The sequence below is a fragment of the Methylobacterium sp. J-076 genome, from assembly GCF_022829405.1.
Classification (GTDB): Bacteria; Pseudomonadota; Alphaproteobacteria; order Rhizobiales; family Beijerinckiaceae; genus Methylobacterium.
In genome coordinates, this window is sequence record NZ_JAKSXW010000146.1 from 132,815 (window position 1) to 156,894 (window position 24,080).

Annotated in this window: 24 protein-coding genes; 11 read left to right on the forward strand and 13 right to left on the reverse strand. The window is 73.4% G+C overall.

Annotated features, from left to right (window positions below; translation table 11 throughout):
• Positions 1-43: 43 nt before the first annotated feature.
• The 4 genes from MKK53_RS25485 to MKK53_RS21680 all read right to left on the reverse strand — a co-directional run bounded on the left by MKK53_RS25485 (position 44) and on the right by MKK53_RS21680 (position 5,423).
• Positions 44-1,747: a GMC family oxidoreductase gene (locus MKK53_RS25485; RefSeq protein WP_279599181.1), complete on the reverse strand. Its 1,704-nt coding sequence runs from the start codon at positions 1,745-1,747 to the stop codon at positions 44-46.
• A 349-nt stretch (positions 1,748-2,096) separates the two neighbouring features.
• A complete protein-coding gene (locus MKK53_RS21670) occupies positions 2,097-3,260 on the reverse strand; it encodes an acyl-CoA dehydrogenase family protein (RefSeq protein ID WP_243930831.1) in 1,164 nt (387 codons plus the stop codon).
• A 174-nt stretch (positions 3,261-3,434) separates the two neighbouring features.
• Positions 3,435-4,985 (reverse strand): ABC transporter substrate-binding protein, encoded by a 1,551-nt coding sequence (locus MKK53_RS21675; protein WP_243930832.1) that lies wholly within the window; start codon positions 4,983-4,985, stop codon positions 3,435-3,437.
• A gap of 141 nt (positions 4,986-5,126) precedes the next feature.
• The gene (locus MKK53_RS21680; protein WP_243930833.1) at positions 5,127-5,423 is read right to left on the reverse strand and encodes a hypothetical protein; all 297 of its coding nucleotides are present in this window, start codon (positions 5,421-5,423) and stop codon (positions 5,127-5,129) included.
• Positions 5,424-5,779: 356 nt separating this feature from the next.
• Here MKK53_RS21680 and MKK53_RS21685 point away from each other — a divergent pair, with 356 nt between their 5' ends.
• From MKK53_RS21685 to MKK53_RS21700, 4 genes are read left to right on the forward strand one after another with little or no spacing between them, the layout of a single operon-like run.
• A complete protein-coding gene (locus tag MKK53_RS21685) occupies positions 5,780-6,250 on the forward strand; it encodes a Tfp pilus assembly protein FimT/FimU (protein ID WP_243930834.1) in 471 nt (156 codons plus the stop codon).
• A complete protein-coding gene (locus tag MKK53_RS21690) occupies positions 6,247-6,669 on the forward strand; it encodes a Tfp pilus assembly protein FimT/FimU (protein WP_243930835.1) in 423 nt (140 codons plus the stop codon). The genes MKK53_RS21685 and MKK53_RS21690 overlap by 4 nt, the downstream gene beginning before the upstream one ends.
• Before the next feature lies 1 nt (position 6,670).
• A complete protein-coding gene (locus tag MKK53_RS21695; RefSeq protein WP_243930836.1) occupies positions 6,671-7,303 on the forward strand; it encodes a general secretion pathway protein GspJ in 633 nt (210 codons plus the stop codon).
• A complete protein-coding gene (locus MKK53_RS21700) occupies positions 7,300-8,193 on the forward strand; it encodes a general secretion pathway protein GspK (protein WP_243930837.1) in 894 nt (297 codons plus the stop codon). Before MKK53_RS21695 ends, MKK53_RS21700 begins: the two co-directional genes overlap by 4 nt.
• Before the next feature lie 22 nt (positions 8,194-8,215).
• On the opposite strand, the gene MKK53_RS21705 is transcribed toward MKK53_RS21700, so the two are convergent.
• From MKK53_RS21705 to MKK53_RS21735, 7 genes are all read right to left on the reverse strand, one after another.
• Positions 8,216-8,830, reverse strand: coding sequence for an SCO family protein (locus MKK53_RS21705; RefSeq protein ID WP_243930838.1), 615 nt, complete (start codon positions 8,828-8,830; stop codon positions 8,216-8,218).
• Between the two features lie 138 nt (positions 8,831-8,968).
• Positions 8,969-9,643 (reverse strand): class I SAM-dependent methyltransferase, encoded by a 675-nt coding sequence (locus tag MKK53_RS21710; RefSeq protein ID WP_243930839.1) that lies wholly within the window; start codon positions 9,641-9,643, stop codon positions 8,969-8,971.
• 38 nt (positions 9,644-9,681) lie between these two features.
• The gene (locus tag MKK53_RS21715; protein WP_243930840.1) at positions 9,682-10,740 is read right to left on the reverse strand and encodes a glycosyltransferase; all 1,059 of its coding nucleotides are present in this window, start codon (positions 10,738-10,740) and stop codon (positions 9,682-9,684) included.
• Complete coding sequence (locus MKK53_RS21720; RefSeq protein WP_243930841.1) at positions 10,737-11,684, reverse strand: glycosyltransferase family 2 protein; 948 nt, start codon at positions 11,682-11,684, stop codon at positions 10,737-10,739. Before MKK53_RS21720 ends, MKK53_RS21715 begins: the two co-directional genes overlap by 4 nt.
• Positions 11,685-11,816: 132 nt before the next feature.
• Positions 11,817-12,962, reverse strand: coding sequence for a glycosyltransferase (locus MKK53_RS21725; RefSeq protein ID WP_243930842.1), 1,146 nt, complete (start codon positions 12,960-12,962; stop codon positions 11,817-11,819).
• 20 nt (positions 12,963-12,982) lie between these two features.
• A complete protein-coding gene (locus tag MKK53_RS21730; RefSeq protein ID WP_243930843.1) occupies positions 12,983-13,858 on the reverse strand; it encodes a glycosyltransferase family 2 protein in 876 nt (291 codons plus the stop codon).
• Positions 13,848-15,899 (reverse strand): HAD-IIB family hydrolase, encoded by a 2,052-nt coding sequence (locus tag MKK53_RS21735; protein ID WP_243930844.1) that lies wholly within the window; start codon positions 15,897-15,899, stop codon positions 13,848-13,850. The genes MKK53_RS21730 and MKK53_RS21735 overlap by 11 nt, the downstream gene beginning before the upstream one ends.
• Positions 15,900-15,959: 60 nt before the next feature.
• On the opposite strand from MKK53_RS21735, the gene MKK53_RS21740 reads away from it, so the two are divergent.
• Both MKK53_RS21740 and MKK53_RS21745 read left to right on the forward strand, forming a co-directional pair.
• The gene (locus MKK53_RS21740; protein WP_243930845.1) at positions 15,960-17,000 is read left to right on the forward strand and encodes a glycosyltransferase family 4 protein; all 1,041 of its coding nucleotides are present in this window, start codon (positions 15,960-15,962) and stop codon (positions 16,998-17,000) included.
• The gene (locus MKK53_RS21745; protein WP_243930846.1) at positions 17,000-18,184 is read left to right on the forward strand and encodes a glycosyltransferase family 4 protein; all 1,185 of its coding nucleotides are present in this window, start codon (positions 17,000-17,002) and stop codon (positions 18,182-18,184) included. Before MKK53_RS21740 ends, MKK53_RS21745 begins: the two co-directional genes overlap by 1 nt.
• Here the strand turns inward: MKK53_RS21745 and MKK53_RS21750 are convergent.
• On the reverse strand, positions 18,172-19,155 hold the full coding sequence (locus MKK53_RS21750; protein WP_243930847.1) for a hypothetical protein: 984 nt from the start codon (positions 19,153-19,155) through the stop codon (positions 18,172-18,174). The genes MKK53_RS21745 and MKK53_RS21750 overlap by 13 nt on opposite strands.
• 93 nt (positions 19,156-19,248) lie before the next feature.
• Between MKK53_RS21750 and MKK53_RS21755 the strand changes: the two genes are divergently transcribed.
• From MKK53_RS21755 to MKK53_RS21775, 5 genes are all read left to right on the forward strand, one after another.
• Entirely contained in the window at positions 19,249-19,881 is a 633-nt protein-coding gene (locus tag MKK53_RS21755) for a hypothetical protein (protein ID WP_243930848.1), read from the forward strand.
• On the forward strand, positions 19,878-20,549 hold the full coding sequence (locus MKK53_RS21760) for a hypothetical protein (RefSeq protein ID WP_243930849.1): 672 nt from the start codon (positions 19,878-19,880) through the stop codon (positions 20,547-20,549). The genes MKK53_RS21755 and MKK53_RS21760 overlap by 4 nt, the downstream gene beginning before the upstream one ends.
• Before the next feature lie 187 nt (positions 20,550-20,736).
• Positions 20,737-21,885: an acyl-CoA dehydrogenase family protein gene (locus tag MKK53_RS21765; protein WP_243930850.1), complete on the forward strand. Its 1,149-nt coding sequence runs from the start codon at positions 20,737-20,739 to the stop codon at positions 21,883-21,885.
• Positions 21,882-22,478 (forward strand): class I SAM-dependent DNA methyltransferase, encoded by a 597-nt coding sequence (locus tag MKK53_RS21770; protein WP_243930851.1) that lies wholly within the window; start codon positions 21,882-21,884, stop codon positions 22,476-22,478. The genes MKK53_RS21765 and MKK53_RS21770 overlap by 4 nt, the downstream gene beginning before the upstream one ends.
• Entirely contained in the window at positions 22,475-23,014 is a 540-nt protein-coding gene (locus tag MKK53_RS21775) for a cytochrome b (protein ID WP_243930852.1), read from the forward strand. The genes MKK53_RS21770 and MKK53_RS21775 overlap by 4 nt, the downstream gene beginning before the upstream one ends.
• A gap of 205 nt (positions 23,015-23,219) precedes the next feature.
• Here MKK53_RS21775 and MKK53_RS21780 read toward each other — a convergent pair.
• Positions 23,220-24,080: flagellar motor protein MotB (locus MKK53_RS21780; RefSeq protein WP_243930853.1), on the reverse strand; the 861-nt coding region annotated here is incomplete at its 5' end.

Consider the following 24,080-nt stretch of genomic DNA (forward strand, 5'->3'; position numbering starts at 1 on the left):
CGGGCGGAAGGCGGGCGGCCCTGGCGGCGAAGGCCCGGGCGGCTCAGGCCGCGTCCCGCTGGCCGAGGCCTGCGGTGTCGAGGTGTGGCCGCGCGGCGAAAGTCCGCTTCAGGGTCTCGGCGAGGCCGAGCGCCATGGCGACCACCGTCAGGGTCGGGTTCGCCTGGCTCGACGTCGGGAAGACCGACGCCCCGGCGATGTGGAGGTTCGCCACCCCATGCACCCGGCCCTGCGGGTCCACGACGCCGCCCGTCGGGTTCGCGCTCATCCGCGTGGTGCCGATGTGGTGGCCGCCATAGGCGCCGTCACGGAGCATGTGGTGGGCGACCGCATCCCGATCGTAGGTGAGGCGGCCCCGGCCCCAGCGCCGGAGATCCCCCGCGAACAGGTCGAGGGCGACTTCCGCCGTGCGAATGTCCGTCGGCGAGTGGCGCCACGCGATGGCGAGGCGCGGCATGCCGAACGCGTCGGTCTCGCCGCCGAGGGTGACGCGGCTGTCGCGGTTGGGGACCTGCTCGCCGTGGAAGTCCAGGCTGAAGCGGTTGTCCCGGGTCGGCACGATCACCGACGGGAACTTGCGGGCGGCGAGCGTCCGGTAGCGCAGCCAGCGCCACAGGAACGCCGAGGTCGCCAGCGGGTCGCGCGCCACGTTGAGGGCGTGGCGCAGCCACATCCCCTCCCCGCCGCGGTTCTGGAGGCGCTTGCCGTGCTCGTGCCCGACGAAGGGCTTGGCGAGGTAGAGCGCCGAGAGCGGCCCGCTGCCGTGGCTCGGGTCCGGAATCGCCGGGAAGTGCAGCCGCATCAGCGCGTTGGCGAGCCCGTGCTCGGCCTGCGCCTCCGGCGTCAGGGCGAGGCGGCGCCGGCAATAGGTCCCGTCGTCGGCCTGCTCGTAGCCGGCATTCACGTCGCCCGCGTCCACATCGAGCCGCAGGTCGCCGATCGTCCCGGCGATGTGGCACATGTAGAACCGCCCGACGAGGCCCGACTGGTTCCCCAGCCCGGCGGCGTGCCTGTCCCGCGAGGCGAGCAGGAGCCGCGGGATCTCCAGGCCGCCGGTGGCCAGGACGACCTGTTGCGCGGCGACGGTGAACCGCCGGCCGTCGAGGCCCCGCACCACGAGGCTCTTCACCCGCGCCCCGTCCCCCTCCGTCAGCAGTTCGGTGACGTTCGCCCCGAGGATCACGTCCACGTTGCGGCTGGCTTCGAGGCGGTGGCGGTAGCGCGCCCCGAAGTTCGTGGGGCAGGAGAACCGCTCCACGGGGTCGGTGTCGAAATGGCGCGAGGTGAAGGAGCGGATCAGCGGACGCATCCCACCGGGCTTGACGGCGGCGCCGGAGAAGACGAACTCGCCCGCCTCGCACAGCTCCATGGCGGCGGGGTAGTGCCGCGCCACGTCCTCGTAGGAGATCGGCCAGCCGCTGTCGGCGATCCAGGGCCGCCGGTCGAAGTCGATCGGGTCGTAGGGCAGGCAGCGTCCGCTCCACACGGTGGTCGTGCCGCCGAAGCGGCGCTCCCGGTAGCGGTCGGGCGGACTGTGCAGGTCGGGCGTGTCCACCGTGCCGGCATAGAGCGATTGCGCCGCCGGCAGCTTCTCCGCCTCCCCGCCTTCGAGGAGCAGGACCCGCAGGCCCGTGCCGGCGAATTGCAGGGCGAGGGTGATGCCGGCTGCGCCCGCGCCGACGATGCACAGGTCCGCGACCAGTTCATGCCCCTCATCGATCGTGGCGGCGTGCCTGATCAAAACCATCCCCTCGGGCGCACGAAGCATCACTGCTTCATTCAGTAATCTGATGCCGATTCCTAGACTATTCGAAAACCTCGTTCAACGGGGAATACAAATTTCCTGTGATTTGCACGGTATCAGTAAGAAGTACTGTGATTCGGCCGTTGGTGAGAGCGGCTGCCGTGGCTCGGAAGCCTGTCTCCGCAGTCCGGTGAAGCCGGCGACCGGCCCGAAGGGGCGATCAGCTCTGAGACGGAGCCCGTTCGGACCCTCAACACCCGCCCGCATCCCCGCGGGCATAGCGAATCGATCCAGGGCAGCGCCGGGCTGCCCTGGATGACGTGGCTTCACCCGTGACGGCGGTGGCGCCGGATCAGAACGAGCGCGGCAGGCCGAGGATGTGCTCGGCCACGTAGGAGAGGATCAGGTTCGTGGAGATCGGCGCCACCTGATACAGGCGCGTCTCGCGGAACTTGCGCTCGACGTCGTATTCGGCGGCGAAGCCGAAGCCGCCGTGGAACTGGATGCAGGCGTTGGCCGCCTCCCAGGATGCCTTGGCCGCCAGGTACTTCGCCATGTTGGCCTGGGCGCCGCAGGGCTCCCCCGCATCGTAGAGGCGGCACGCCTCGTACCGCATGAGGTTGGCCGCCTCGATCTCGATGAAGCTCTCGGCGATGGGGAACTGCACGCCTTGGTTCTGGCCGATGGGGCGGCCGAACACCGTGCGCTCCTTGGTGTAGGCGGTCACGCGGTCGATGAACCAGTAGCCGTCGCCGATGCACTCGGCGGCGATCAGGGCGCGCTCGGCGTTCAGCCCGGTCAGGATGTACTTGAACCCCTGCCCTTCCTCGCCGATCAGGTTCTCGGCGGGGATCTCCAGGTCGTCGAAGAACAGCTCGTTGGTCTCGTGGTTCACCATGTTGAGGATCGGGCGGACGGTCATGCCCTTCTTCACCGCCTCGTGCAGGTCCACGATGAAGATGGACATGCCCTCGGATTTCTTCTTCACCTGATCGAGGGGCGTGGTCCGGGCGAGGAGGATCATCAGGTCGGAATGCTGGACCCGTGAGATCCAGACCTTCTGGCCGTTGATGACGTAGCGGTCGCCCTTGCGCACCGCCGTGGTCTTGATCTTCGTGGTGTCCGTGCCCGCGGTCGGCTCGGTGACGCCCATGGATTGCAGGCGCAACTCGCCGGCCGCGATCCGCGGCAGGTAGGCCTTGCGCTGCGCCTCGGAGCCGTGCCGCACCAGGGTGTTCATGTTGTACATCTGCCCGTGGCAGGCGCCGGAATTGCCCCCCGAGCGGTTGATCTCCTCCATGATGACGGAGGCCTCCGTCAGGCCGAGGCCGGAGCCACCATAGGACTCCGGGATGAGCGCCGCCATCCAGCCCGCCTTGGTCAGGGCGTCCACGAACTCTTCCGGATAGCCGCGCTTCTCGTCGATCCGGCGGTGGTACTCCGCGGGGAAGTCGGCGCAGAGCGCCCGCACCGCCTCGCGGATCTCGCCATGGCTGCCGTGATCGATCGTCTGCATCGCGCGCTCCTCCCGGGTCGATGCTCACTTAGGGAGGATTGCGCCCCTTGGGCAGTCTCCATCGCCGAAGGGGGCCGGCGAAACGATCCGGGACGGCGCGTCACGGGGAAGCGCGCCGCCGCCGGATCGCGTCGCCCCGCCCGCGACGGCGGGCGAACCGGCGCCGCCGCCCCCTCAGGTCTTCTTGACGTTCCAGAACACCGGCACGCCTTCGAGCACGCCCGTGAGGGTCGGCTGGAACGAGGTCTGCACGAAGTACTGGCCGAGCGGCAGGTAGGGCAGGTCCGCGAAGGCCTGCTTCTGGATCTCGGCGGCGATGGCCTTCTGCTCCGCGACGCCCGGCGCATCGAGCCACTGGGTGCGCAGGGCCTCGATGCGCTCGCTCGTCGGCCAGCCGATGGCCGCGTTCTGGCCGTTGCCCCGCAGGAAGCCGCTGACGGCCGGGCTCGCCTGATCCAGCCCCGCCCAGAAGGTGCAGAACGCGTTCCAGCCGCCCTGCGCGATCGGATCCTTCTTGGCCCGCCGCTGCACGACGGTGCCCCAGTCCATCACCTGATAATCCACGTTGAAGCCCGCCCGCGTCAGCATGTCGGCGGCGACGTCGGCCAGTGCCTTGAGGGTCGGGAAGTCGGAGGCGCCCATCAGCACCACCTTCTCACCGTTGTAGCCCGCGGCGGCGAGGGCCTTCTTCGCGGCCGCGAAGTCCCGCGTGCCGGTCAGGGCGCCGAGCCCCGCATCGTTCGCCATCGGCAACTGGGGGCAGAAGAAGCCGACCGGCGTGTGCATCAGCTTGGGGTCATCCCCGGTCACCGCCTGCATGAAATCCGTCTGCTGCACGACCTTCAGCAGCACCTGCCGGATCGCGGGGTTGTCGAAGGGCGGGAGAAGCTGGTTCATCCGCAGGGTGCCGATGAGCCCGGTCGGATCCTTGATCTGCGTCGAGAGGCCGGACAGGGTCGGCACGAGATCGGCCGGGGGCTGCTCCCACCAGTCCATCTCGCCGGTCTGCATGGCCGAGGCGGCGGTGGCCTGATCGGGGAGCACGGTCCACTCCACCCGGTCGACGAAGGCGCGCTTGGGGCCGGAGGTCCATTGCGGCTCGCCGCCCTCGCGGGGCACGTAGCCCGCGAACTTCTCGTAGACGACCCGGGCGCCGACGATCCGCTCGTCCGCCTTGAAGCGGAACGGGCCGCTTCCGACCATCTCCGTCACCTGGGTGAAGGCGTCGGTCTTGGCCAGCCGCTCCGGCATGATCGCGCAGATCGAGGAGCCGACCTTGCCCAGGGCATCCGGCAGCAGCCCGAACCGCCTTTTCAACCGGAACTGGATGGTGGTGTCGTCGGGGGCGGACAACTCGTCCGTATAGCTCATGAGCGTCTGGCCCATGGCGTCGCGCTTGCCCCAGCGCGCGATGCTGGCGACGCAATCCTTGGCCAGGACGGGCGTGCCGTCGTGGAACTTGAGGCCGGGCCGCAGGGTGAGCTTCCACTGCTTGCCGTCGTTCTCCACTGTGTGGCCCGCCACCATCTGCGGCTGCGCGGCGAACGTCGCATCCAGGCCGTAGAGCGTGTCGAACACCGCCAACCCGTGGTTCCGGGTGACGTAGGCCGTCGTCCAGACGGGATCGAGCACCGTGAGGTCGGCCTGCGGGATGAACTTGAGGACCCGGGCGTTCGAACCCTGCGCGAGGGCGGGCGAGGCCAGCGCCGCGCCTGACACGGCCATGAAACGTCGTCTATTCAGCACGATGCACGCTCCGATGGGGAAGACGGGCAAGCGTAGCATGGGCCGGGCCACCTTGACCGGCCGCAGCCCCGACAATCCGGCCCGTCCTTCACCCGAGCCGGCGCCGGGGCGCGGGCGGCACTACTGCAGGTAGGCGACGAACATCTCGGACACGGTACGGGTGGCGTAGCTCTCGGGGCTCTCGCCCCATCGCACCGGGAAGGCCTCCGCGACGCCCCGGCCGGCGAGGATGAGGGCCACCTCGTCCGGCTCCAGCCCGCCATCCAGGGCATGCGCCAGGGCGGCCGATTCGTGGGGGGGATGGGAGCGGACGCTCGTGCTCAACAGGGCGCCGACGATCTCGGCGATGTCGGGACGCGCCGCGCGCAGGGCGGCCGGGGACGAAGGCGGATGACGGTCAAACTCGTAGGCCAGCATGGTCGTGTGCTCTCAGTCTCTGATGTCGGGGATCGCTCGTCAGCTGCGAGCGGCAACACGACGGACCACACATCGGCTTGAGAACGGTGTTGTGTACGATGATCATTAATCGTCTCCGTATTGGCGGTGCGAAGACCGTGAAATCGATGCTCCGAATGTGGTCGTCGGGCGCGAGAATGTCCTGCCATATTGGTGCGGCCGGGAAGCAGCGATCGTTCGCGGGGGGCCGGCCCGGGAGCAGAAGCCTCGACCCGCCGCCGGGGCCGGGCGTCCCGAAACCGAATCTTCACCACGATCCTCTTGTCTCGCGGCGATGGGCCGGGACGGCCCCGTGGCCCGAGGGGAATGGCGCGGACGTGTCGGCGGGGCGAAGCGGCCAGGGAGCGGGCGGGGACGCGGGCTTCACGCTCGTGGAGATGCTCGTGACCCTGGTGATCGTGGGCATCGCCGCCTCGGTGGCGTTCCAGTTCGCGGGGGCGGGCTCGGCGGGCGGGCGCCGCGCCGCCCGCCTCTCCACGGCGCTCGGCGCCGAAATTGGCCTGCTGCGCGCCCAGGCGATCCGCTCCGGCCAGCCGACGCAGCTCGTCTTCGAGGCCGCGACCGGCCGCTTCTTCAGCTCCCGCCCGGGGGCGGCCCCCATCGCCACCGCGCCCCTGCCGATCCTCGTCCAGGTGGAGGAGACGCCCTCCGCGACGCCGGGGGAGATCCGCTTCCTGCCCGACGGGGGATCGAGCGGCGGACGCATCGTCATCGGCTCGGCGCGGGACGGCGCCGTCCTCACCGTGGGCGCGCTGATCGGGCGGGCGCGGCGGGAGGCGGCGCCATGAAAGTCCACCAGAGCGGGTCCGAGAGCGGCCCGGGTCCCGGGCGCGATTCCGGCGGCGAGGACGGCTTCACGGTCGTGGAGGTGCTCGTCTCCTTCGCCATCGCCGCCATCGGCATGCTCCTCGCCCTGCAGATCGCGGGGGAGACGATGGGTAGCCTGCGCCGGTCGGCGCGCCTCGACACCGAGGCGGACGAGGCCGAGGGCATCTGCCTGCGCAGGGTCGCCTCCGGCCCCCTGTCCGCCGGGCTCGCCGAGGGCCGCTTCGCGGACGGGCGCCCCTGGACGCTGACGGTGAGCGACGTCCGCGCGGTGCTGCCCGCGCACCGGGGGCCGCCGGTCTGGCGGCTGGTCCTCACCCGCGGCGGGCCGGAGGGGCCTGCGGTCTACACCACCCTTCTCCCCGGCAAGCCCGATGCCTGAAGTGAGGCAGGAACACGGGCGGGCGGGCTCGGCCGGGGATGGGGCGCAAGCCGGCTTCGCCCTGGTGGAGGTCCTCGTCTCCCTGGCGCTGGCGGCGCTGATCGGCGTGCTGATGGTCGAGACCGTGCGGGTCGCCGGCCGCACCGCCGCCGCCGTCGCCGTGGCGGAGGGGGCGGGCGAGGTGCAGGCGGTGCGCGACCACCTGCGCCGCACCCTCGGCACCCTCGCCAGCCGCCACATGGACGGCTCCCTCCCGGTGCTGCAGGGCGGGCCGGACGGCCTCTCGGCCGCCATCGCCCCCGACCGGGTGCTCGAACGCCCGGCCGAGCTCGTCGCCTCCCTCGCGGGCGTCCCGCGCGGCGGCGGCGCCTTCGACTTGGTGGAGCGGCAGATCCCCCTCGAAACCCTGCAGGGCACGGCGCGGACCGCGCGGTCCGAGGTGCTGCTGGGGCGGATCGCCGGCGTGGCGTTCCAGTATTTCGGGGCGCCGGCCAAGGGGCTCCCGCCCGCATGGGTCGCCCAGTGGGGCCGCACGGACCGGCAGCCCGACCTCGTGGAGGTGCGGATCGCCTTCGGCCCGGCGGACCGGCGCCGCTGGCCTCCCCTGCTGATCGCCACGGGCGGCCAGCCGTGAGCGCGGAGTCGCCCCACGAGGACGGCTTCGTCCTCGTCTCGGTGGTGATGGTGCTGGCCGCCGTCAGCGCCGTCCTCGCCACGGGGATCCTGCAGACGCAGGCGCATGCCGCCCTCGCCCGGACGCGGGCCGACCTCGCCCACCTGCAGGGGATGGCCGACGGGGTCGCCCGGCTCCTCGCCTACGATCTCGCCGTGGGCCGAACCTACCGCCTCGTCGGCCTCGGCCTGCCCGAGGACGGGACGAGCGTCGCCTGCCCCCTCGGCGCGGGGCGGACGGCGGTCGTCTCGCTGGAGGACCAGGGGCGGTTGATCGACCTCAACCGGACGCCGCGGCCGGCGATGGAGGAGGCGTTCCGGACGCTCGGCATCCAGGACCGGGACGCCCTCGCCCTCTCCGCCGAGATCGCCGACTACCGCGATGCCGACGACGTGCCGGAGCCCGGCGGCGGGGCGGAGCTGGCGCAGTACCGGGCGCGCGGCCTCGCCTACGGCCCGCGCAACGGCCCGTTCCTCAGCGTCGATGAGATCGGGCGCCTGCCGTCCATGACCCCGCAGCTCGCGGCGAAGCTCCAGCCGGCGCTCACCGTCTACAACGAGGGCGGGACGTTCAACCTCGCTGCCCTCACGCGGCGGCTCAATCCCGCGGCGGTGCCGTCCCTCCCGGCGTCGGGCAAGGGCGTCCCCTCCCCGCGCCAGTATTTCCGGATGTCGGTGACCCTGGTGCAGGGAACGGCGCGGGCGGGCCGGACCGGCATCTATGCCCTGGGCGGGAGCCGCACCGGCACCGACTTCCTGGTCTGGCAGCCGGGCGTGGCGGCCCCCGCCCCCGCCCCCGCCATCGACCACCGGGCCTGCGGTGCGATCCGCGCGGCGCTCCTCGGCGGGTAGGCGGGGCCGGGGACGGTGCGGGTCAGGGGCGCGGGGGCGCGGGGCGGTCGAGCCCGTCGCTGAAGCTGTCGAGGGCGGCGATGTCGCGTTCCAGGCGCGGGGCGTCGAGGGGGTCGCCGCCGTAGGTCATGGCGATCCGGCCCCGGCGGTCGAACAGCAGGATCGTCGGCGGAGGCTCGGGAAGGGAGGCGCTCGGGTAACGCAGCGTCTCGAGGACCACCTTCGTCCCCTCGGCGTCGGAGGGGAGGACGCGCAGGCGCGCCGTCGGGCCGAGGAGGTCGTCGGCGAAGGTCCGCAGCCGCGCCACGTCGTCGGCGGCCGGATCCGTGTCGATGGCGAGGAAGACGACGCGGCTTCGCAAACCCGCGGGCAGGTCGCGGGCGAGCCTGTCGAGGTCCATGGTGCGGGTGACGCAGAGGATCGTGCAGCCCGCGCTCAGGAAGGAGACGACGGCGAGCCGATCCGTCAGGTCCCCGGCCGAGACGGCCCTGCCATGGACATCCACCCGGCGTTCCACCCCGCCGTGCCCCCACAGCAGCCGCCCGAGGTCCGTCGCCCCGTCCTCCGCCGCCGAGGGCCCGGTTCCGAGCACCGTGGCGGCCAGGGCGAGCGCGCAGCGGAGGCGGGTGGTCGTCATCGGCGGCGGATTCTTCTAGCGACGACTGTTGCCGTGGCGGTGAATGCCGCTCCGAATACCCTCAAAAGATTGCCGGTTTCTGCCGAAGCCGCGCGCTGCAGCTTCTGAGCGGGTCGCGGATGCGCCGCCGGGCCGGTCTCAGCCCGTCGCCGGCTTCACGAACCTGCACTTGCCGCGCAACGACCACGGACCCTCCAGGCCGATCTCGGCGCAGAAGGCGTTCACCCCGCGCATGACGCCGGGGAAGCGACCGCCCAGGCTGTCGTAGTCGTCGGCGATCAACAGGCCGCCGGGGCGCAGGACCGGCCACCACGCCCGCAGGTCGGCGGCGACCGAGGCTTCCTCGTGGCCGGCATCGAGGTGGATGACGTCGGCGGTGACGCCGCGCAGGCGCATCAGCTCGGCGGCGTTCACCGAATCGAGGGGCAGCGGCACGATCCGGTCGGCCATGCCCTCGCGCAGGACGTTGGCGAGGAAGGTGCGGTAGAGGCTCGGGAAGCCGTTCTCGGTGGCCAGCTCGGCGAACAGGCCCTCGTCCGCCCAATGGTCGACGGCGCCGAGCCACGTATCCACCGCCACGACGGTGCCGGCCACCCCGCGCTCGGCCATCGTCCGGGCGAGGTAGAGGGCGCTCGCCCCCTTCCACGTCCCGATCTCGACCACGACGGAGGGACGCAGCCCGGTGACCGCCTCCTCCAGATAGGGGTGGATGCTGCGCCAGCCCTGCAGATCGAGGGGGCGGAGGGCTTCCGGGGGATCCGCGAACGGATCCCGGCCGTGCCACAGGGCGGCGATGATGTCCTGTCGGGTCATGGGGCAAGCTTCAGGGGAGAGATGGGGCGGAGGGCGGCTCAGAGGCCGGCGCGGAGGTCGGCGTAGAGCGCTTCGCAGCGGTCGAGCCAGCGGTCCCGGGTGAAGTGGGCGAGGACGCGCCCGCGGGGGACGGACCGGGGGATGGCGATGGCCTCGCCGACCGCCCGCGCCAGGGCGGCCTCGTCCCCCTGCGGGACGAGGCGACCGGCCTCGCCGACCACCTCCGGCGCGGCCCCGGTGGCGAACCCGGCGACGGGCAGGCCGCAGGCCATGGCCTCGATGGCCACCAGCCCGAACGGCTCGTCCCAGCACGGGGTGAACAGGAAGACGGAGGCCCGGCCGATCTCGCCCGCCAGGGCCGCCCCGGTCAGGTGGCCGCCGTAGCGGATCGCCCCGCCGAGCCGGGGGGCGACCTGCGCCGCCCAGTAATCCGGCTCCTCGACGGGGCCGTACAGGGTCAGGGCCACCCCCGCCCGCCGGGCCGCGGCGATGGCGTGGTGGGCGCCCTTCACGGCGGCGATGCGCCCGCACCAGACGGCGCCGCCGTCGCCGCGCTCCTGGAAGGGCCACGCCGCGGGGTCGATGCCGTTGGGAAGCACCGAGACTTCCGGCGGCGCGCCCTGCGGCCACCAGGCCGCGCGCTGCGCCCGCGAGGGCGTCGTGAGCCTGTGCCGGGGCGCCGGGCTCTCGTGGACGAACCAGCGGAGGGCGTCGTAGGGGGGAACGTGCAGCGAGGTCAGCGTCGGCACGGCGCCCCGGCGCGCGCCGTCGAGGGGGAACCGGCTCAGGCTGTTGTTGTGCAGCAGGTCGAAGCCGCCCCCGGCGATGCGCGCGCAGGCGGCGGCGTAGCCGGCATCGACATGGGCCGTGAGCCCCCCATCGCCCCGATGCTCGAGGCCGGGGAAGCGCGCCTCGTGGTGGACCGGGATCACCGGATCGAGGGCGAAGCGGCGGTCGCTGTCGCCGGCGGCGAACAGCACCACCTCGTGGCCCCGCGCGCCCAGGCCCTCGGCGAGATGCCAGGTATAGGCTTCGAGGCCCCCTGCGAAGGGCGGCGCGATGGGGTGGCGGAGATGCGCGAGGAGGGCGATCCTCACGCGACGACCGGCGCGGGCTCGCTCCCCGGCACCGTCGCCGGCACGGCCTGCAGCGCCTCCATGTGGCGGATGACGGAGGCGGAGTTGGTGTAGGGCTGGTGGCTCTGCTGTCCGGTGAGGGAGAGGTCCTCGGGGCCGGGCCGGCGCAGGATGGCGATCGGCCGGCCGGGGGTGTCGTCGATCAGGCCCATCACCTTGAACGCGTAGAGCCAGTGGCCCATCGTCCGGTAGCCCCACTTGGCCTCGAACAGTTCGGCGTTGCGCACCACGCTCTCCAGGTGATGCACCGGGGGCATGTGGTGGGGGTGATACTGGTGGTAGGCCCGCGCGCCCTTCATCCAGGCGATCGGGATGCCCTGCCGGTCGAGGAGCTTGCCGAAATCCGTGTCCTCGCCGCCGTAGCCGGTGTAGCGCTCGTCGAAGCCGCCGGTGGCCAGGAAGGTCGCCCGGCGGATGGCGAAATTCAGGGACCAGAAGCAGCGGTAGTCGTGGCAGATCTCGATGCCGGCGGCGGGCGGGCCGCGCCGGTCCGAATGCCGCTCCGCCGCCGCGTCGAGACCGGGATAGTCCCACGGGCCGAGGGTGGCGCGCTCGGGCAGGTGTAGCACCTCGCCCATCAGCAGCCCGTCGAGTTCCGAGAGGGCGCGGGCGTAGTCGGCCACGAGGCCGGGCGCGGGGATGCAGTCCACGTCGAGGAAGACCACGTCGTCCCCCGTCGCCGCCGCGACACCCCGGTTGCGGGCCGCGGCGAGGGGCAGCTCACGCCCCGGCACGAGGATCTGGCGGACGGGGAAGCCGACCTCGGGCAGGTCGTAGGGCGCGTCCTGCATCACCGCGACGATGAACTCGGCGGGGGGCTGCGTCTGGCGCTCCAGGCCGAGGAGCACGTTGCGCAGGTGCGCCGGCCGGCCCTTGGCCAGGGTCACGACGGAAACGGTGGGCATGGGCGGGCCTTCGTCGGTGTGGAAGAGAATTTTGGGGCTGCGACCGTCCGCCCCTGCCGACCCCGTCATTGCTTCGCTCCGCCCGCGATGACGGCGGAGGGAGTGGGCGGCGGACGGGGTGTGCAGACGGTCTCAGCCGACCGCCCGGAGGGCGGCGGGTTCCGGCGGGGCGACGGCCGGTTGCCCGGCCCAGAGGGAATCGGTCAGCTCTTCGAGCCAGCCGGCGGCCCGGGCCGCCGCGTCCGGGGCGTAGAGGCCGCGGAGCGCCGACCCGTCGAGGGTGCGGGCGCGGGCGAGGAGATCGCGCCAGCCCTGGAGGTCGCCGGGCCAGACGGGGGCCTGCACGGCGGCCCCGAGGCGGACCAGGGCCTCGGCCTTGCGGGACTGCTCGGCGAAGTAGCGCCATTCCGGCATGACGATGAGGCGCCCGCCCACCCGGGCGACCTCGTGGACCGTGTTGTCGCCGGCCGAGGCGATGACGATGTCGGCGGCGGCGAGGTAATCCGTCACCGAGGGCACCCAGCCGAGTTCGCGCAGGTTGGCGAAGTCGGTCTCGTGGCCCTCCCGGTGGGTGGGGCCGACGGTCAGCCACAGGGCGTCGGGGGCGGCTCGGGCCGCCACCGTCAGGGGCGCGTAGGGCGTGCCGCTGCCCCCTCCCCCCGTCACCGCCACCACGATCTCCCGGGCCGGATCGAGGCCGAGCCGCGCCCGCGCCTCCTGGCGCTCGGGCACCCGGTCGATGCTGGTGCAGAGGCCGCCGCTGTAGAAGGTCTTGGCGCGCAGGCGGGCCGGGTAGTCGTCCTGCTCCATGCGCTCGTCGAAGGGGGCGAGCATGCCGACGCAGGCTTCGTAGGCGCCGACATGGCCGATGTCGGAGCGGTCGCCGTGCATGCGGATCTGCACCGCGGGCACGCTGGCGATGCGCGAGAGCAGGGCGATCTCGGCCGAGACGTCGACGACGAACAGGCCGACGTCGCGCTCGTCCAGGTGGTCGAGGATGGTCCGCATGGTCCGGCGCATCTCGGGCAGGCCGAGGGGCACGCAGTGCATCACCTGCGGCGTGGGCTCGGCGTAGAGGCGCGGCGTCGGCACGGCGGCGCCGATCATGTTGGGCAGGGGCACGATCTCCACGTCGCGCGCGAACCCGTCGAACAGGTGCGGGCCGGCGGTGAGCACCGACACCGGCCGCTCTCGGGCGAACTCAGCCGCCACCGCCATGGTGCGGTTCGCATGGCCGCGGCCCTGGTGGTGGACGAAGAACGCGATGGGCTTTGTCATGGGGGCGGAAGCGCTCGCAATCAGGAGAACGGGGCGTCGGGCCGCAGGGCGGCGGCGATCTCGGGGGCGGTCGGCGGGCGCAGGAGGCGGATCGCGGGGGCGTGCTCGTCCCAGGCGATGAGCCCGGCCTCGCGGAACTGGCCGAGCCAGTAGGTCATGCACCAGCGCCCGTGCCGGGCGCGGAAGCGGGCCGCGTTGGCCAGGATCGGCCGGAAATGCTGGAGGGGCGGGACGTGGACGGGGTGGTGCTGGTGGTAGGCCCGCGCGCCCGCCACCCAGAAGGTCGGGAGCCCCGTGGCGGCGAGGCGGGCGGCGAAGTCCGTCTCCTCGCCGCCGTAGCCGGTGAACCCCTCGTCCATGCCGCCGCCCCCCCGCCACGCGGCGGCCGGGAGGGCGAAGGACAGGCCCCAGAGCTGGCCGGGATCGGGCTCCCGCCGCAGCCCGCTCTCCGGCACGGCGGGCCGCGCCGGATGGGCGATGCCGAGGCGGTCGAGGGTGGCGGGATCGGGGTCTTCCCCGGCGCCCGGCGGCAGGTAGAGCACCTCGCCGAGGAACAGGCCCCGCTCCGTCGCGGCCGCCCGCGCATAGGCGGCGACCAGGGTCGGCGAGGGGATGCAATCGACGTCGAGGAAGACGAGGCAATCCCCGCCCGCCGCCTCCGCCGCGCGGTTGCGGGCGGCGGCCAGCGGCAGCGCCTCACCCGGCACGTGGATGTGGCGGACGGGGCAGCCGGGGTCGGGCAGGCCGGAGGCGGGCTCCGGCTGCATCCAGGCGATGACCATCTCGCGCGGGCGCACGGTCTGGCGGGCGAGGCCGACCATCAGGTTGCGCAGGCGGTCGGCCCGTCCGCGCACCAGCGTGAGGACGCTCGTCCCCGCCGCCGTCTCAGCGGGCATCGGCCAGCATCCGGCGGAAATGCCCGACGCCCTCGATGATGCCCCGCGCGTGGGAGGCCCGGGCGACGTAGGAGTGCTGCAGGGCGGCGTTGCTCGCGAGGTCGTCGGAATAGTTGGCGACGATGATCGCCTGCACCCGCGCCCGCAGCATCTCGACGTCGTTGCCGGAATCCCCTGCGACGAACACCGCCCGCTCCGGCAACCCGTAGCGGGCGCGGACATGGTCCACCGCCGTGCCCTTCGAGGCGCCCTCGGGCAGCACGTCGAGGTAGCGGCCGTGGCTGTGGATCACCCGGGCCGGAAGCCCCGCATCGGCGAGGCGCTCCCGCACCCGGACCGCGGCGGCGGCATCGCCGAAATAGCTGAGCTTCAGGGCGCGCTGCTCCAGCGGCCCCTGCGGGGCGAGGCCGGGGATGCCGGACAGCGCCCGCCGGACCGGGTCCCGCTCCCAGCCGGCGGCGATGGTCTCGCGCCAGACGGCATCGGCGCTGTAGGTCACGCCGCTGGCGTCGAGGTGGTAGATCTCCGAGCCCACCGAGGTGATCATCACCTGGGGCCGCGGGCTCGCCTGCTGGTCGAGCACCGCCATGGCGCTGTGGAACGAGCGGCCGGTGGCGACGCCGAAGGCCAGCGCCGCCTGCCGGCTGCGCCAGCGCCGGAAGATGCCCAGCCCGTCCTCGCAGCCGACGAGGGTGTTGTCGATGTCGCAGACGAGGAGCTGCCGCGGCGCGGCCAGCGGCGGCTCCGGCGCCAGCAGGGCGCGCAGCAGGGTGTGGTAGCGCGCGGCGTGCCGGTCCCAGTCGTAGGCCGCGGCCGCCCTGGCGCCCCCCGCCACGCAGCGCCCGTAGAGGGCCGGATCCTTGAGGATCCGCAGGCAGGCGGCGGCGATGGCCCCGGGATCCCGGGGATCGACCAGAAGGCCGTTGCCGCAGGTCTCCACGATGTCGTTGGGGCCGCCGCTGTCGGTGGCGACCAGCGGCAGGCCCGCGGCGGAGGCCTCCAGAAGGGTGAGGCCGAAGGGCTCGTTCAGGGCCGGGTTGACGAACAGCCCGCCCCGGTCGCGGGCCTGGGCGTAGATCGCCGGCACGTCCTCCGGGCGGTGCGTCTTCGGGTAGGCCACCCGCCCGTAGAGGTCGTAGCGGTCGATCAGGACCAGCAGGTCGCGCATGGTGGCGGCCATGTCGCCGTCCAGGGTGTCGATGTCCTCGCGGGTGCCGGCCACCAGCACGAGGTTGGCCCTGGCCTGGAGTTCGGGGCTCTCCCCGTAGGCCCGCACCAGGGCGGCGAGGTTCTTGCGCGCCACCGGCCGGGCCAGCGCCAGAAGGGGGGGCTTCGCGGGGTCGTCGAGGAACCGGTCGATGGCGGCCTCGACCCGCGGATGCGGCCGGGCGGCGGCGAACCGGGCGAGGTCGCTGCCCGGCGGGAGCACCCGGATATGGCCGGGGTCGTAGGCGGCGTAGCCGGCATACTGCACTTCGGCCTCGTCCCGGGACGAGGCGATGACGAGGTGCGCGCGCGACAGGGCCGTTTCTTCCGTGTCGATCCGGCGGGCGAGGTCCGGGCAGGCGGCGTCCGCCCCCGCCATCGCCGCCTTCACCCGCCCGAGGGAGTGGGCGGTGAAGACGAAGGGGATGCCGAGCCGGTCCTTCACCAGGGCCGCCACCGCGGCGGCATCGGCGTAATGGGCGTGGATCAGGTCGGGCGCGCGTGCCTGCGTGCCGATCCAGGCGACGAGGTTGTCCGCGGTGGACGCCACCTCCGCGTGCATCTGCTCCTTCGTCCGGTAGTGGGGGGACGCGCTCGCCAGCCGCACGAGCGTGACCTTGTCGGAGACCCGCTCTTCGGGCACGGCATAGGCGTCGCCGAGGGGGCTGTGGAACAGGCGCGTGGCCACGACGATCCGCGTGATGTCGCGGTCCTGGGCCGAGGCGGCGACCAGATCGAGGAGATAACGGATATGGCCGCCGGTGTCGGCGGTGATCCCGTAGGCGACGCCGTCACCGCGCAGGCAACCCTGCAGGGCGATGTGCAGGACGAACATCAGGCGCCGGCCAGGCCGGCGGCAAGATATTTCCGAACTAACATATGTAAAGAGGGTCCGGTGATCCGCGTTGCCCAAGTCGCGCCGAACATATTTCCCGTTCCCCCGAAACATCACGGCGGCACCGAACGCATTGTGCACGATCTAAGCACAGCGCTCCGAAGCTTGGGTTTGGAGATAACGCTTTTCGCCTCCGCGGATAGTGCGACAGACTTGCCCCGTGTGGGCGATCATCTGAGCCTCGCGGGGCTGGAGGCGCGCCACGGCCGGGTCGCGCCGGGGGTGCCGGCCGCCCTCGACGCGCTGCAGCTGGAGGCCCTGCGCCAGCGGCTCGACGCGTTCGATATCGTCCATTGCCACGGGGAGTTCGCCCATGCCGCCCTCCTCGGCGGGCGGCGGCGGCACAGCCTCACCACGGTCCACTGGCGGGTGGATGAATTGGACCGGGCGCTGTTCTTCGCGGGCTTCCCCAACCTGCCGGTGGCGGCGATCTCGGCGGCGCAGGAGAAGGGCATCCCCGCCTCGAACCGGGCCGGGGTGGTGCATCACGGCATCGCCCGGGACCGCTATGCCCTCAGCGCGGACGCCGGGGCGCATGTCGCCTTCGTCGGCCGGATGACGGACCAGAAGCGGCCCGACACCGCGATCCGCGTCGCCCGGGCCGCCGGCCTGCCGATCCGGCTGGGCGGGACGGTGGATGTCGGCAACCCGGACTATTTCGACCGGGAGGTCCGCCCCCTGCTCGGCTCCGACGCGACCTATCTCGGCCCCGTGGACGATGCCGGGAAGGGCGCGCTGCTCGCCGGCGCGCGGGCGCTGCTGTTCCCCATCGACTGGCCGGAGCCGTTCGGCCTCGTGATGATCGAGGCCATGGCCTGCGGCACGCCGGTCGTCGCCTGGAACCGGGGCTCCGTGCCGGAGGTGGTGGAGGACGGGGTGACCGGTTTCGTGGTCTCGAACGAAGCGGAGGCCGTCGCGGCCCTGCGCCGGATCGGGGACCTCGACCGCGCCGCCGTGCGCCGCCGCTTCGAGGAACGCTTCACCGCCGAGCGGATGGCGCGGGATTACCTCGCGATCTACCGCCGGCTCCTCGCCGCCTGATGCGCACCGCCCTCCTGGCCTGGGACTACCCGCCCTCCCCGAGCGGGCTCTCCACGGCGGCCCGCGAGATCGCCGAAAGCCTCGCCGAAGCGGGCGCGGAGGTCACCGTGTTCACCCTCGACCGGACGGGTGGAAAGCGGGTCGGCGGCGTCGCCGTCGTGGGCGCCGCCATCCCGCAGGGCAGCGCCCTGGCCCGGCTGCGCCTCCTGGGGTCGGCGGGGCATCTGGCGGCGCCGCTGGCCTTCCGCCGGGCCGTCCTCGCCGCCCACCGGCGGGCGCCGTTCGACGTGGTGGAGGCGACGAACTGGTACGCCCCGGCCGCCCTCCTCGCCGGGCGCCGGGGCCTGCCCCTGGTGACCCGGAGCTCGACACCCGCCGCCTTCACCCGCGATCCGCCCGGCACGCTGCGCGATTTCCTCGACGGGCGCACGGCCGACGCCCTCGAGCGGCGCCAGGCGCGGGGCAGTGCGGGGCTTATCGCCAACACCGCCGCCCACGGCGCGGTGATCGCGCAGGCCTACGGACTCTCCGGCCGGCAGCCCGCCGCCGTGATCGGCCTCAGCCTCCCGCCGGAGGTCGCCGCGGGGGCGGCCGGGGCCGGCTACCCGGCGGCGGACGAGCCGGTGCGCCTGCTCTTCGTGGGCCGGGCCGAGGCCCGCAAGGGCTTCGCCGAATTGCTCGCCGCCCTGGCGATCCTCGGGGCGGAACAGGAGGCGGGGGCGCTGCCGGCCTTCCGACTCGACCTCGTCGGGGTGCCGCCCGCGGACCTCCCGGCGGACCTGCCGGAGGCCGCAGCCACGCGGCTGCGCGCCCGCGGCCGGATCGACGCCGCCGCCCTCGCCGCGGCCTATGCGCAGGCCCACGCGGTTCTCGCGCCCTCGCGCTACGAGAGCTTCGGACTCGTCTACCAGGAGGCCCTGGCCTACGGGCGCCCGGTGGTCGCCTGCGCCGAGGATGCCAGCGCCCGCGCCTTCGTCGGCGAGACCGGCGCCGGGCCCCTGGCCAAGGCCGCGACCGGGCCGGACCTCGCCGACGCCCTGCGCCCGCTCCTCCGGGACCCCGCCCTGCGCCTCGCCTACCGCAGCCGCGCCCTGGCGGCGGCCGGGCGCTTCGGCCGGGCGAGCCTCGGGCGCGAGACGCTCGCCCTCTACGGCCGGGCGATCCAAGCCGCTCAGTCGCGATAGGGGCGCAGCAGCGCCTCCTCCTCCTCGGGCCGCCCGCGCCCCGGATCGAGGGCCTCGTAGCGGCGCGAGCGCGCCAGGACATGGGCGCGGCTCAGGCGATGCGTGATCGCCCCGTGCAGGGCGATGACGCTGCGGGGCCAGCCGCCCTGCAGGTGGGGCCGCTCGTGGACGCGCCCCGCATAGCGCACGTCCGAACGGTTCAGGCGGTACTGCACGTCCGGGTAGACGTCCGAGAGGACGCCATCGACGCGGTTCTCCCGGGCGAGACCGACGCAGACCACCTCCCCCTCCTCCGCCAGGGAGGCGAGGGCCGGCAGAAGGCGGCCGGTCTCGGGGGCGATCGTCTCGTCGGCATCGAGCTGCAGCATCCAGCCGTGGCGCGCGAGGTTCTGCAGGGCGTTGCGCTGCCCGGCGAAATCGCCCCCGAGGGGCCGGCCGGCCACCCGCACCGCACCCTCCGCGAAGCCCGGGACCGGCACCGCCCGGGGCGGGCTCGCCGCGCCGTCGAGGAGGATCGCGACGTCGTCCGTCCAGGCGGCATGGGCGGAAAGCCCCGCCAGCACCGTGCCGCCCTCGTCCGCGCGGCAGATCACGCCGAGGGAGACCGGCCGCCCCGGCGCCCCCTGGAGGGGGTGGAGGCTCGCCCGCGCGGCGCGGGTGCCGTGGGGGTTCAGGAGCTCCGCCCTGCCATCGGCATCGAGGGGGCGGAGGCCGAGGCCGGCCCCGGTCGCGGCGCTGCGCAGGGTGTAGAGGTCGAGGCCGTAGGGCGCCTCCGGATCCGCGAGGAAGACCGGGGCCGCCAGCAGCCGGTCCAGATGCGCCCGGCAGATTCCCGCATCCGCCCCGTCCGCGAGCAGGACGCCGCAGGATCCGCACGCGCGGGGAAAGGCGCGGCGGCGCCCTCCGCCGAAGGTCAGGTGCCGGTCGCTCGGGCCGAGCATGTCGGCGGCGCAGACGAAGCATCGGCGCATGGTCGGTCCCCGCTGACGCCTCCGGTGCCCCGGAGGTCTGGTTGCGCCGGGCGGGCGCCTTACCTTCGCTGTTCCTCGCACCCCGTGCCGCACGTGTCCCTCGCCGTCGACCCCCTTCTCGCCGGCGCGCCGCTGGCCATCGTCGGCAACGCGCCCGGCCTCGGCGAGGCGGCGGGCGCCATCGATGCGGCGCAGGCCGTGGTGCGCTTCAACAACGCGGCGGGCTTCGGCGGCGGGTCGGGCGCCCGCGTCACGCACCTCGCCCTGGTCAACCGCGGCGGGCAGGCGCGGGAATGGCTGGAGGATCCGCGTTTCCCGGAACGCCCCGTGGTCCGGGCGGCGCAGGCGTTCATCCTCCCCTTCCCCATGCTGCCGGCGGCGCACAACGTGCCCGAGCCCGTCTGCTGGACCCGCGACCTCCTGGCCGTGCTGGCCCCCCTCGGCCGCCCCGTCCACATCCTGCCCGAGGCGCTGCACGCCCGGGCGCGCGGCCTGCTCGCGCCCGGCACGGACGGATGCCCGAACCCCAGCACCGGTTTCCTCGTGACCCTCGCCCTGCTGCATGCCCGCCCCGCCGATTGCCGCGGTGTGGACGCCTACGGCTTCGGCTTCGCGGGCTGGCCGGGCCATCCCTGGGCGGCCGAGCGGGCGTGGTTCGCCGGGGCCGAGGCGGAGGGGCGCCTGCGCCTGCATCCGCCCGGCGATTCGAGAGGAAGAGACGCGTGAGCACGCTGATCACGGTGCTGAAGGGTGGCGGGCGCTACGACGCCGCCTGGGTCGAACGCCTCGCGGCCGGCGCCGCCCGCCATGCTCCGGGCTTCCACCGCATCCTGTGCCTGACGGACCTGCCCCTTGCCGTCGCGGGCGTCGAGGCGGTGCCCCTCCGGCACGACTGGCCGGCATGGTGGGCGAAGATGGAGGCGTTCCGCCCCGGCCTGTGCGAAGGGCCCGCCCTCCTGTGCGACCTCGACACCGTCCTGACCGGACCCGCCGACGCCCTGGCGGAGCCCGGGTTCGCCGCCATGGAGGATTACTTCCACGCGGGCCGGCTCTCCAGCGCGCTCCTGCGCTGGCACGGGGACGAGCTCGCCCCGCTCTACGACACCTTCGCCGCCGACCCCGCCCGCTGGATGGCCCCCGGATCCTGCGGCCCGGTGCCGAACGCCGTCCATGGCGATCAGGTCGTCATCGACCACCTGCTGCGCCGGGACGGCCGGCAGCCCGCCTTCTTTCAGCGGCTCTACCCCGGCCTGCTCGACTTCTACGACCCGCGCCGGGCGGAGCACGGCCCGGTGGTGATCTTCATCGGCCCGTCCAAGCCGGACACCGCCACCGGCCCGGTCCCCGACGCCTGGACCGCCCGGTCGCATTCGCCGCAGCGAAACCCTGGATAGTCTCGGCTCGACCGGGGTTAAATTTCTGAGCCGCCTCATTCTTACGTCGGGAAAAGCCGACGGGGCGGCGCGCGCTGTTCATGCAAGCGCAGCCGTTCGCGCGGTATACCGTCCGGGAGCCGTGCCCGGCCGTGACCGGGTGCGCCAGGGCACAGACCGCCGCCGCCGCGGCCTGAGGGGAGGCATCATGGACCAGAGGACGCCGGTGGGGCTCGCCTACGACGCCGTCGCCGCCGCCCGCGCGGTCGCGGTGCTGGCCGCCGGGCGGGCGGACGCACAGGACCGCGACGACGGCTTCCCCGCCGAGGACATCGCCGACCTCGCCCGCCTCGGCCTGCTGGCCGCCCCGGTCCCCGCCGTGGAGGGCGGCGCCGGCCTCGGCGACGAGCCGGGCGCGGGCGACCTCGCCGACGTCCTGCGCCTCGTCGGCTACGGCAGCCTCGCCCTCGGCCGGCTCTACGAAGGTCACGTCAACGCGCTCCAGCTCGTCGCCCGCTACGGCGGGGCCGGCCAGCGGGCGCGCCTCTTCGCCGACGCCCAGGCCGGCCACCTGTTCGGGGTCTGGAACACCGCCCCGCCCCAGGGGGGCCTCAGCCTCGGCGGCGAGGGGGGCGAACTCCTCCTGAGCGGGGTGAAGACCTACGCCTCCGGCGCGGGCTTCGTCACCCGCGCCCTGGTCACGGGTTGCCGGACGGGCGACCCCGAGACCTTCATGCTCGTGGTGCCCCTGGAACCCGGCACCCGGGCCGACCTCTCGGGGTGGCGGGCGCACGGGATGCGCGCCTCGGCCACCGGCACCCTCGATTTCGAAGGCATCGTCCTGCCGCCCGACGCCGTGCTCGGCGCCGGGGGCGACTACCACCGCCAGCCGGTCTTCTCCGCCGGCGCGTGGCGCTTCGCGGCGGTGCAGCTCGGCGGCATCGAGGCGGTGTTCGATGCGTGGCGCGCCCACCTCGCCCGCCACGGGCGGGGTTCCGATCCGCACCAGCTCGCGCGCCTCGGCCAGGGCGCCATGGCGGTGGAGGGCGCCCGCCTGTGGATCGAGCGCGCCGCCCGGATCGTCGCGGAGGAGGAGCTGACGCCCACGCGCCTCGTCGCCTTCGTCAACCTCGCCCGGCTCGCGGTGGAGAAGGCCGGGATGGAGGTGCTGCACCTCGCCCAGCGTTCCGTGGGCCTGCAGGGGTTCCTGCGCGGGCATCCCCTGGAACGGCTCTCGCGCGACCTCGCCACCTACCTCCGCCAGCCCGCACCGGACTGGGCGCTGACCTGCGCCGCCGAGGAGGTCCTGCACGCGGACGGCGCCGTGGGCGACCTCTTCGCGGGGGACGGGCCGTGAGCCGCTTCGCCTCCACCCTGCCGCCGAGCTACTTCGACGGGCAATACGCGCAGGACCCCGACCCCTGGGGTTTCGCCACGAGCGATTACGAGCGGGCGAAATACGCCGCCACCCTGGAGGCGCTGCCGCAGGCGCGGTACGCCTCCGCCCTGGAGATCGGCTGTTCCATCGGCGTGCTGACGGAGGCCCTGGCCGCCCGCTGCGACGCCCTGGTGGGCCTCGACCTCGCCGAACGCGCCTTGGCCCAGGCGAAGGGTCGCTGCATTGCCCTGCCCCATGTGCACTTCGCCCTAGGGCAGGTGCCCGGCGATTGGCCGGAGGGGGCGTTCGACCTGATCCTCCTGTCGGAGGTCGTCTACTTCCTCTCCGCCGACGACGTGACCCGGCTGGTGCAGCGCGTGCGGAGCACCCTGCGGCCGGGGGGCGACGTCGTCCTCGTCCATTGGACGGGCGAGACGCATTATCCGCTGAGTGGCGACGAGGCGGCCGAACGCTTCATTGACGGGACGCGTCCGTTCCTGCGAGTCCTCTCCGCCGCGAGGACGGACAAGTACCGCCTCGACGTGCTGGCCAGTCGCCGGGGGGCGCCATGACCGACGGGGCTTGGATCGACACGCCGCAGCGCTACGGCCGCATCAGCCGCGGCTTCCACTGGCTGATGGCCGCGCTCTTCGCGTGGCAGTTCACCGGCGCGCTGCTCTATGTCGGCATCGGGGACACGGCGCTGACGCGCTTCGTGGGCGGGAGCCATTTCACCCTGGGCTTCACCCTGTTCGTGCTGGTGCTGCTGCGGGGGATCTGGGGCCTCGCGAACCTCTCCCGGCGTCCGCCGCACCCGGGCCGCCTGGGGCGCGCCGCGGTGGCGGGCCACGCCCTGATCTATGGCCTGATGGTCGCCGTGCCGGGCCTCGCCCTCATCCGCCAATACGGCTCGGGCAAGCCCTTCACGCCCTACGGCCTCCCGCTGATGCCCGGCCACGACGAGAAGGTGGCTTGGATGGTGACCCTCGGCGATCTGTTCCACCACTGGCTGGCCTTCACCCTGTTGGCCGTCGTGCTCGGCCACGCCACGATGGCCTTCCTCCACCGCAGGATGCGGGATGAGGACGTGCTCGCCCGCATGACGTGAGCGGCGGCGACGGCGCGGGACCGGATCGCCCTCCCCCGCCCGACGAGCTTGGGAGTGCTCGCCGGGCTCGCTCATCGCTCCCCCCGTCGAGGGGGCGACACGTCCGCTCCGGCGCAGTCTTGTGACGCCCCACCGAAGTCGGCTCGGCCTGCCTCTGTGCGCCCTGCGGTGACGGTCAGCCGCAGGGTTTCGGGGTGCCCTGCCGTCAGCGGAGCAGGTTCGGGGGCACCGGCGGGCTCGCGTTGAGCAGGGTGATCGTCACCCGCCGGTTCGACGCGATGTAGGGATCGTCGGGGAAGACCGGCTCGGTGTCGGCGCGTCCCGTCACGGACGCGAAGTGGTCGTCGGGAACGCCGGCACCGGCCAGGATCTCGCGCACGGCGAGGGCACGCCCGGCGGTGAGGTTCCAGGGTCCGACGGCGGGCGGCGAGCCCGGGCGCGCGGTGGCCGTGTGGCCGCTTATGGACAGCCGGTTGGGCAGCTTGCGCAGGGCGGGCGCGATGGCCTCCAGCACGCGGCGGGTGCGCTCGTAGGGCTCGACCGAGCCGTCGCGGAACATGGAGCGGCCGTTCTCGTCCACCAGGGACACGTCCACGCCCTCCTTGGTCGGCACGATCATGATGTTGTGCGACAGGTCGGCGATGTCCGGCATCGTCTGGAGCGCCTGCCGGAGGCTGGCCATGGCGCTGTAGTTGGCCTCCACGCTGGCGGTCCGGCGGCGGGCGTCGCGCTCCTTGGCGCGGCCCGGACTGTCCGGAAGCGCCTTGTCCTCCTGCCCATCGGAGCCGGTCTCCGCGTCGCGGGGCGCGGACGGCTTGTTGCCCGAACTGTCCAGGGCGCTGCCCTGGAGCATTCCGCCGGCGCCGCTGTTCGTGGTGCTCAGGGCGGCCGGCGCGAAGTATTCCGCCAAGCCGATCTTCTGCTCCTGCGTCGTCATGCTGATCAGCCACATCAGCAGGAAGAACGCCATCATCGCGGTCACGAAGTCCGCATAGGCGATCTTCCACGCCCCGCCATGATGGGCGTGGCCGCCCTTCTTGACCTTCTTGACGATGATCGTAGCCAT

What these genes read in the sequence shown, in the direction of transcription:
- MKK53_RS21705 (WP_243930838.1), bottom strand. Translation starts at nt 8,830, where the DNA reads ATGACGACCACCCGCCTCCGCTGCGCGCTCGCCCTGGCCGCCACGGTG.
- MKK53_RS21765 (WP_243930850.1), top strand. Translation starts at nt 20,737, where the DNA reads ATGGACCAGAGGACGCCGGTGGGGCTCGCCTACGACGCCGTCGCCGCC.
- MKK53_RS21710 (WP_243930839.1), bottom strand. Translation starts at nt 9,643, where the DNA reads ATGACCCGACAGGACATCATCGCCGCCCTGTGGCACGGCCGGGATCCG.
- MKK53_RS21750 (WP_243930847.1), bottom strand. Translation starts at nt 19,155, where the DNA reads ATGCGCCGATGCTTCGTCTGCGCCGCCGACATGCTCGGCCCGAGCGAC.
- MKK53_RS21730 (WP_243930843.1), bottom strand. Translation starts at nt 13,858, where the DNA reads ATGCCCGCTGAGACGGCGGCGGGGACGAGCGTCCTCACGCTGGTGCGC.
- MKK53_RS21670 (WP_243930831.1), bottom strand. Translation starts at nt 3,260, where the DNA reads ATGCAGACGATCGATCACGGCAGCCATGGCGAGATCCGCGAGGCGGTG.
- MKK53_RS21775 (WP_243930852.1), top strand. Translation starts at nt 22,475, where the DNA reads ATGACCGACGGGGCTTGGATCGACACGCCGCAGCGCTACGGCCGCATC.
- MKK53_RS25485 (WP_279599181.1), bottom strand. Translation starts at nt 1,747, where the DNA reads ATGGTTTTGATCAGGCACGCCGCCACGATCGATGAGGGGCATGAACTG.
- MKK53_RS21675 (WP_243930832.1), bottom strand. Translation starts at nt 4,985, where the DNA reads ATGGCCGTGTCAGGCGCGGCGCTGGCCTCGCCCGCCCTCGCGCAGGGT.
- MKK53_RS21680 (WP_243930833.1), bottom strand. Translation starts at nt 5,423, where the DNA reads ATGCTGGCCTACGAGTTTGACCGTCATCCGCCTTCGTCCCCGGCCGCC.
- MKK53_RS21745 (WP_243930846.1), top strand. Translation starts at nt 17,000, where the DNA reads ATGCGCACCGCCCTCCTGGCCTGGGACTACCCGCCCTCCCCGAGCGGG.
- MKK53_RS21690 (WP_243930835.1), top strand. Translation starts at nt 6,247, where the DNA reads ATGAAAGTCCACCAGAGCGGGTCCGAGAGCGGCCCGGGTCCCGGGCGC.
- MKK53_RS21735 (WP_243930844.1), bottom strand. Translation starts at nt 15,899, where the DNA reads ATGTTCGTCCTGCACATCGCCCTGCAGGGTTGCCTGCGCGGTGACGGC.
- MKK53_RS21725 (WP_243930842.1), bottom strand. Translation starts at nt 12,962, where the DNA reads ATGACAAAGCCCATCGCGTTCTTCGTCCACCACCAGGGCCGCGGCCAT.
- MKK53_RS21720 (WP_243930841.1), bottom strand. Translation starts at nt 11,684, where the DNA reads ATGCCCACCGTTTCCGTCGTGACCCTGGCCAAGGGCCGGCCGGCGCAC.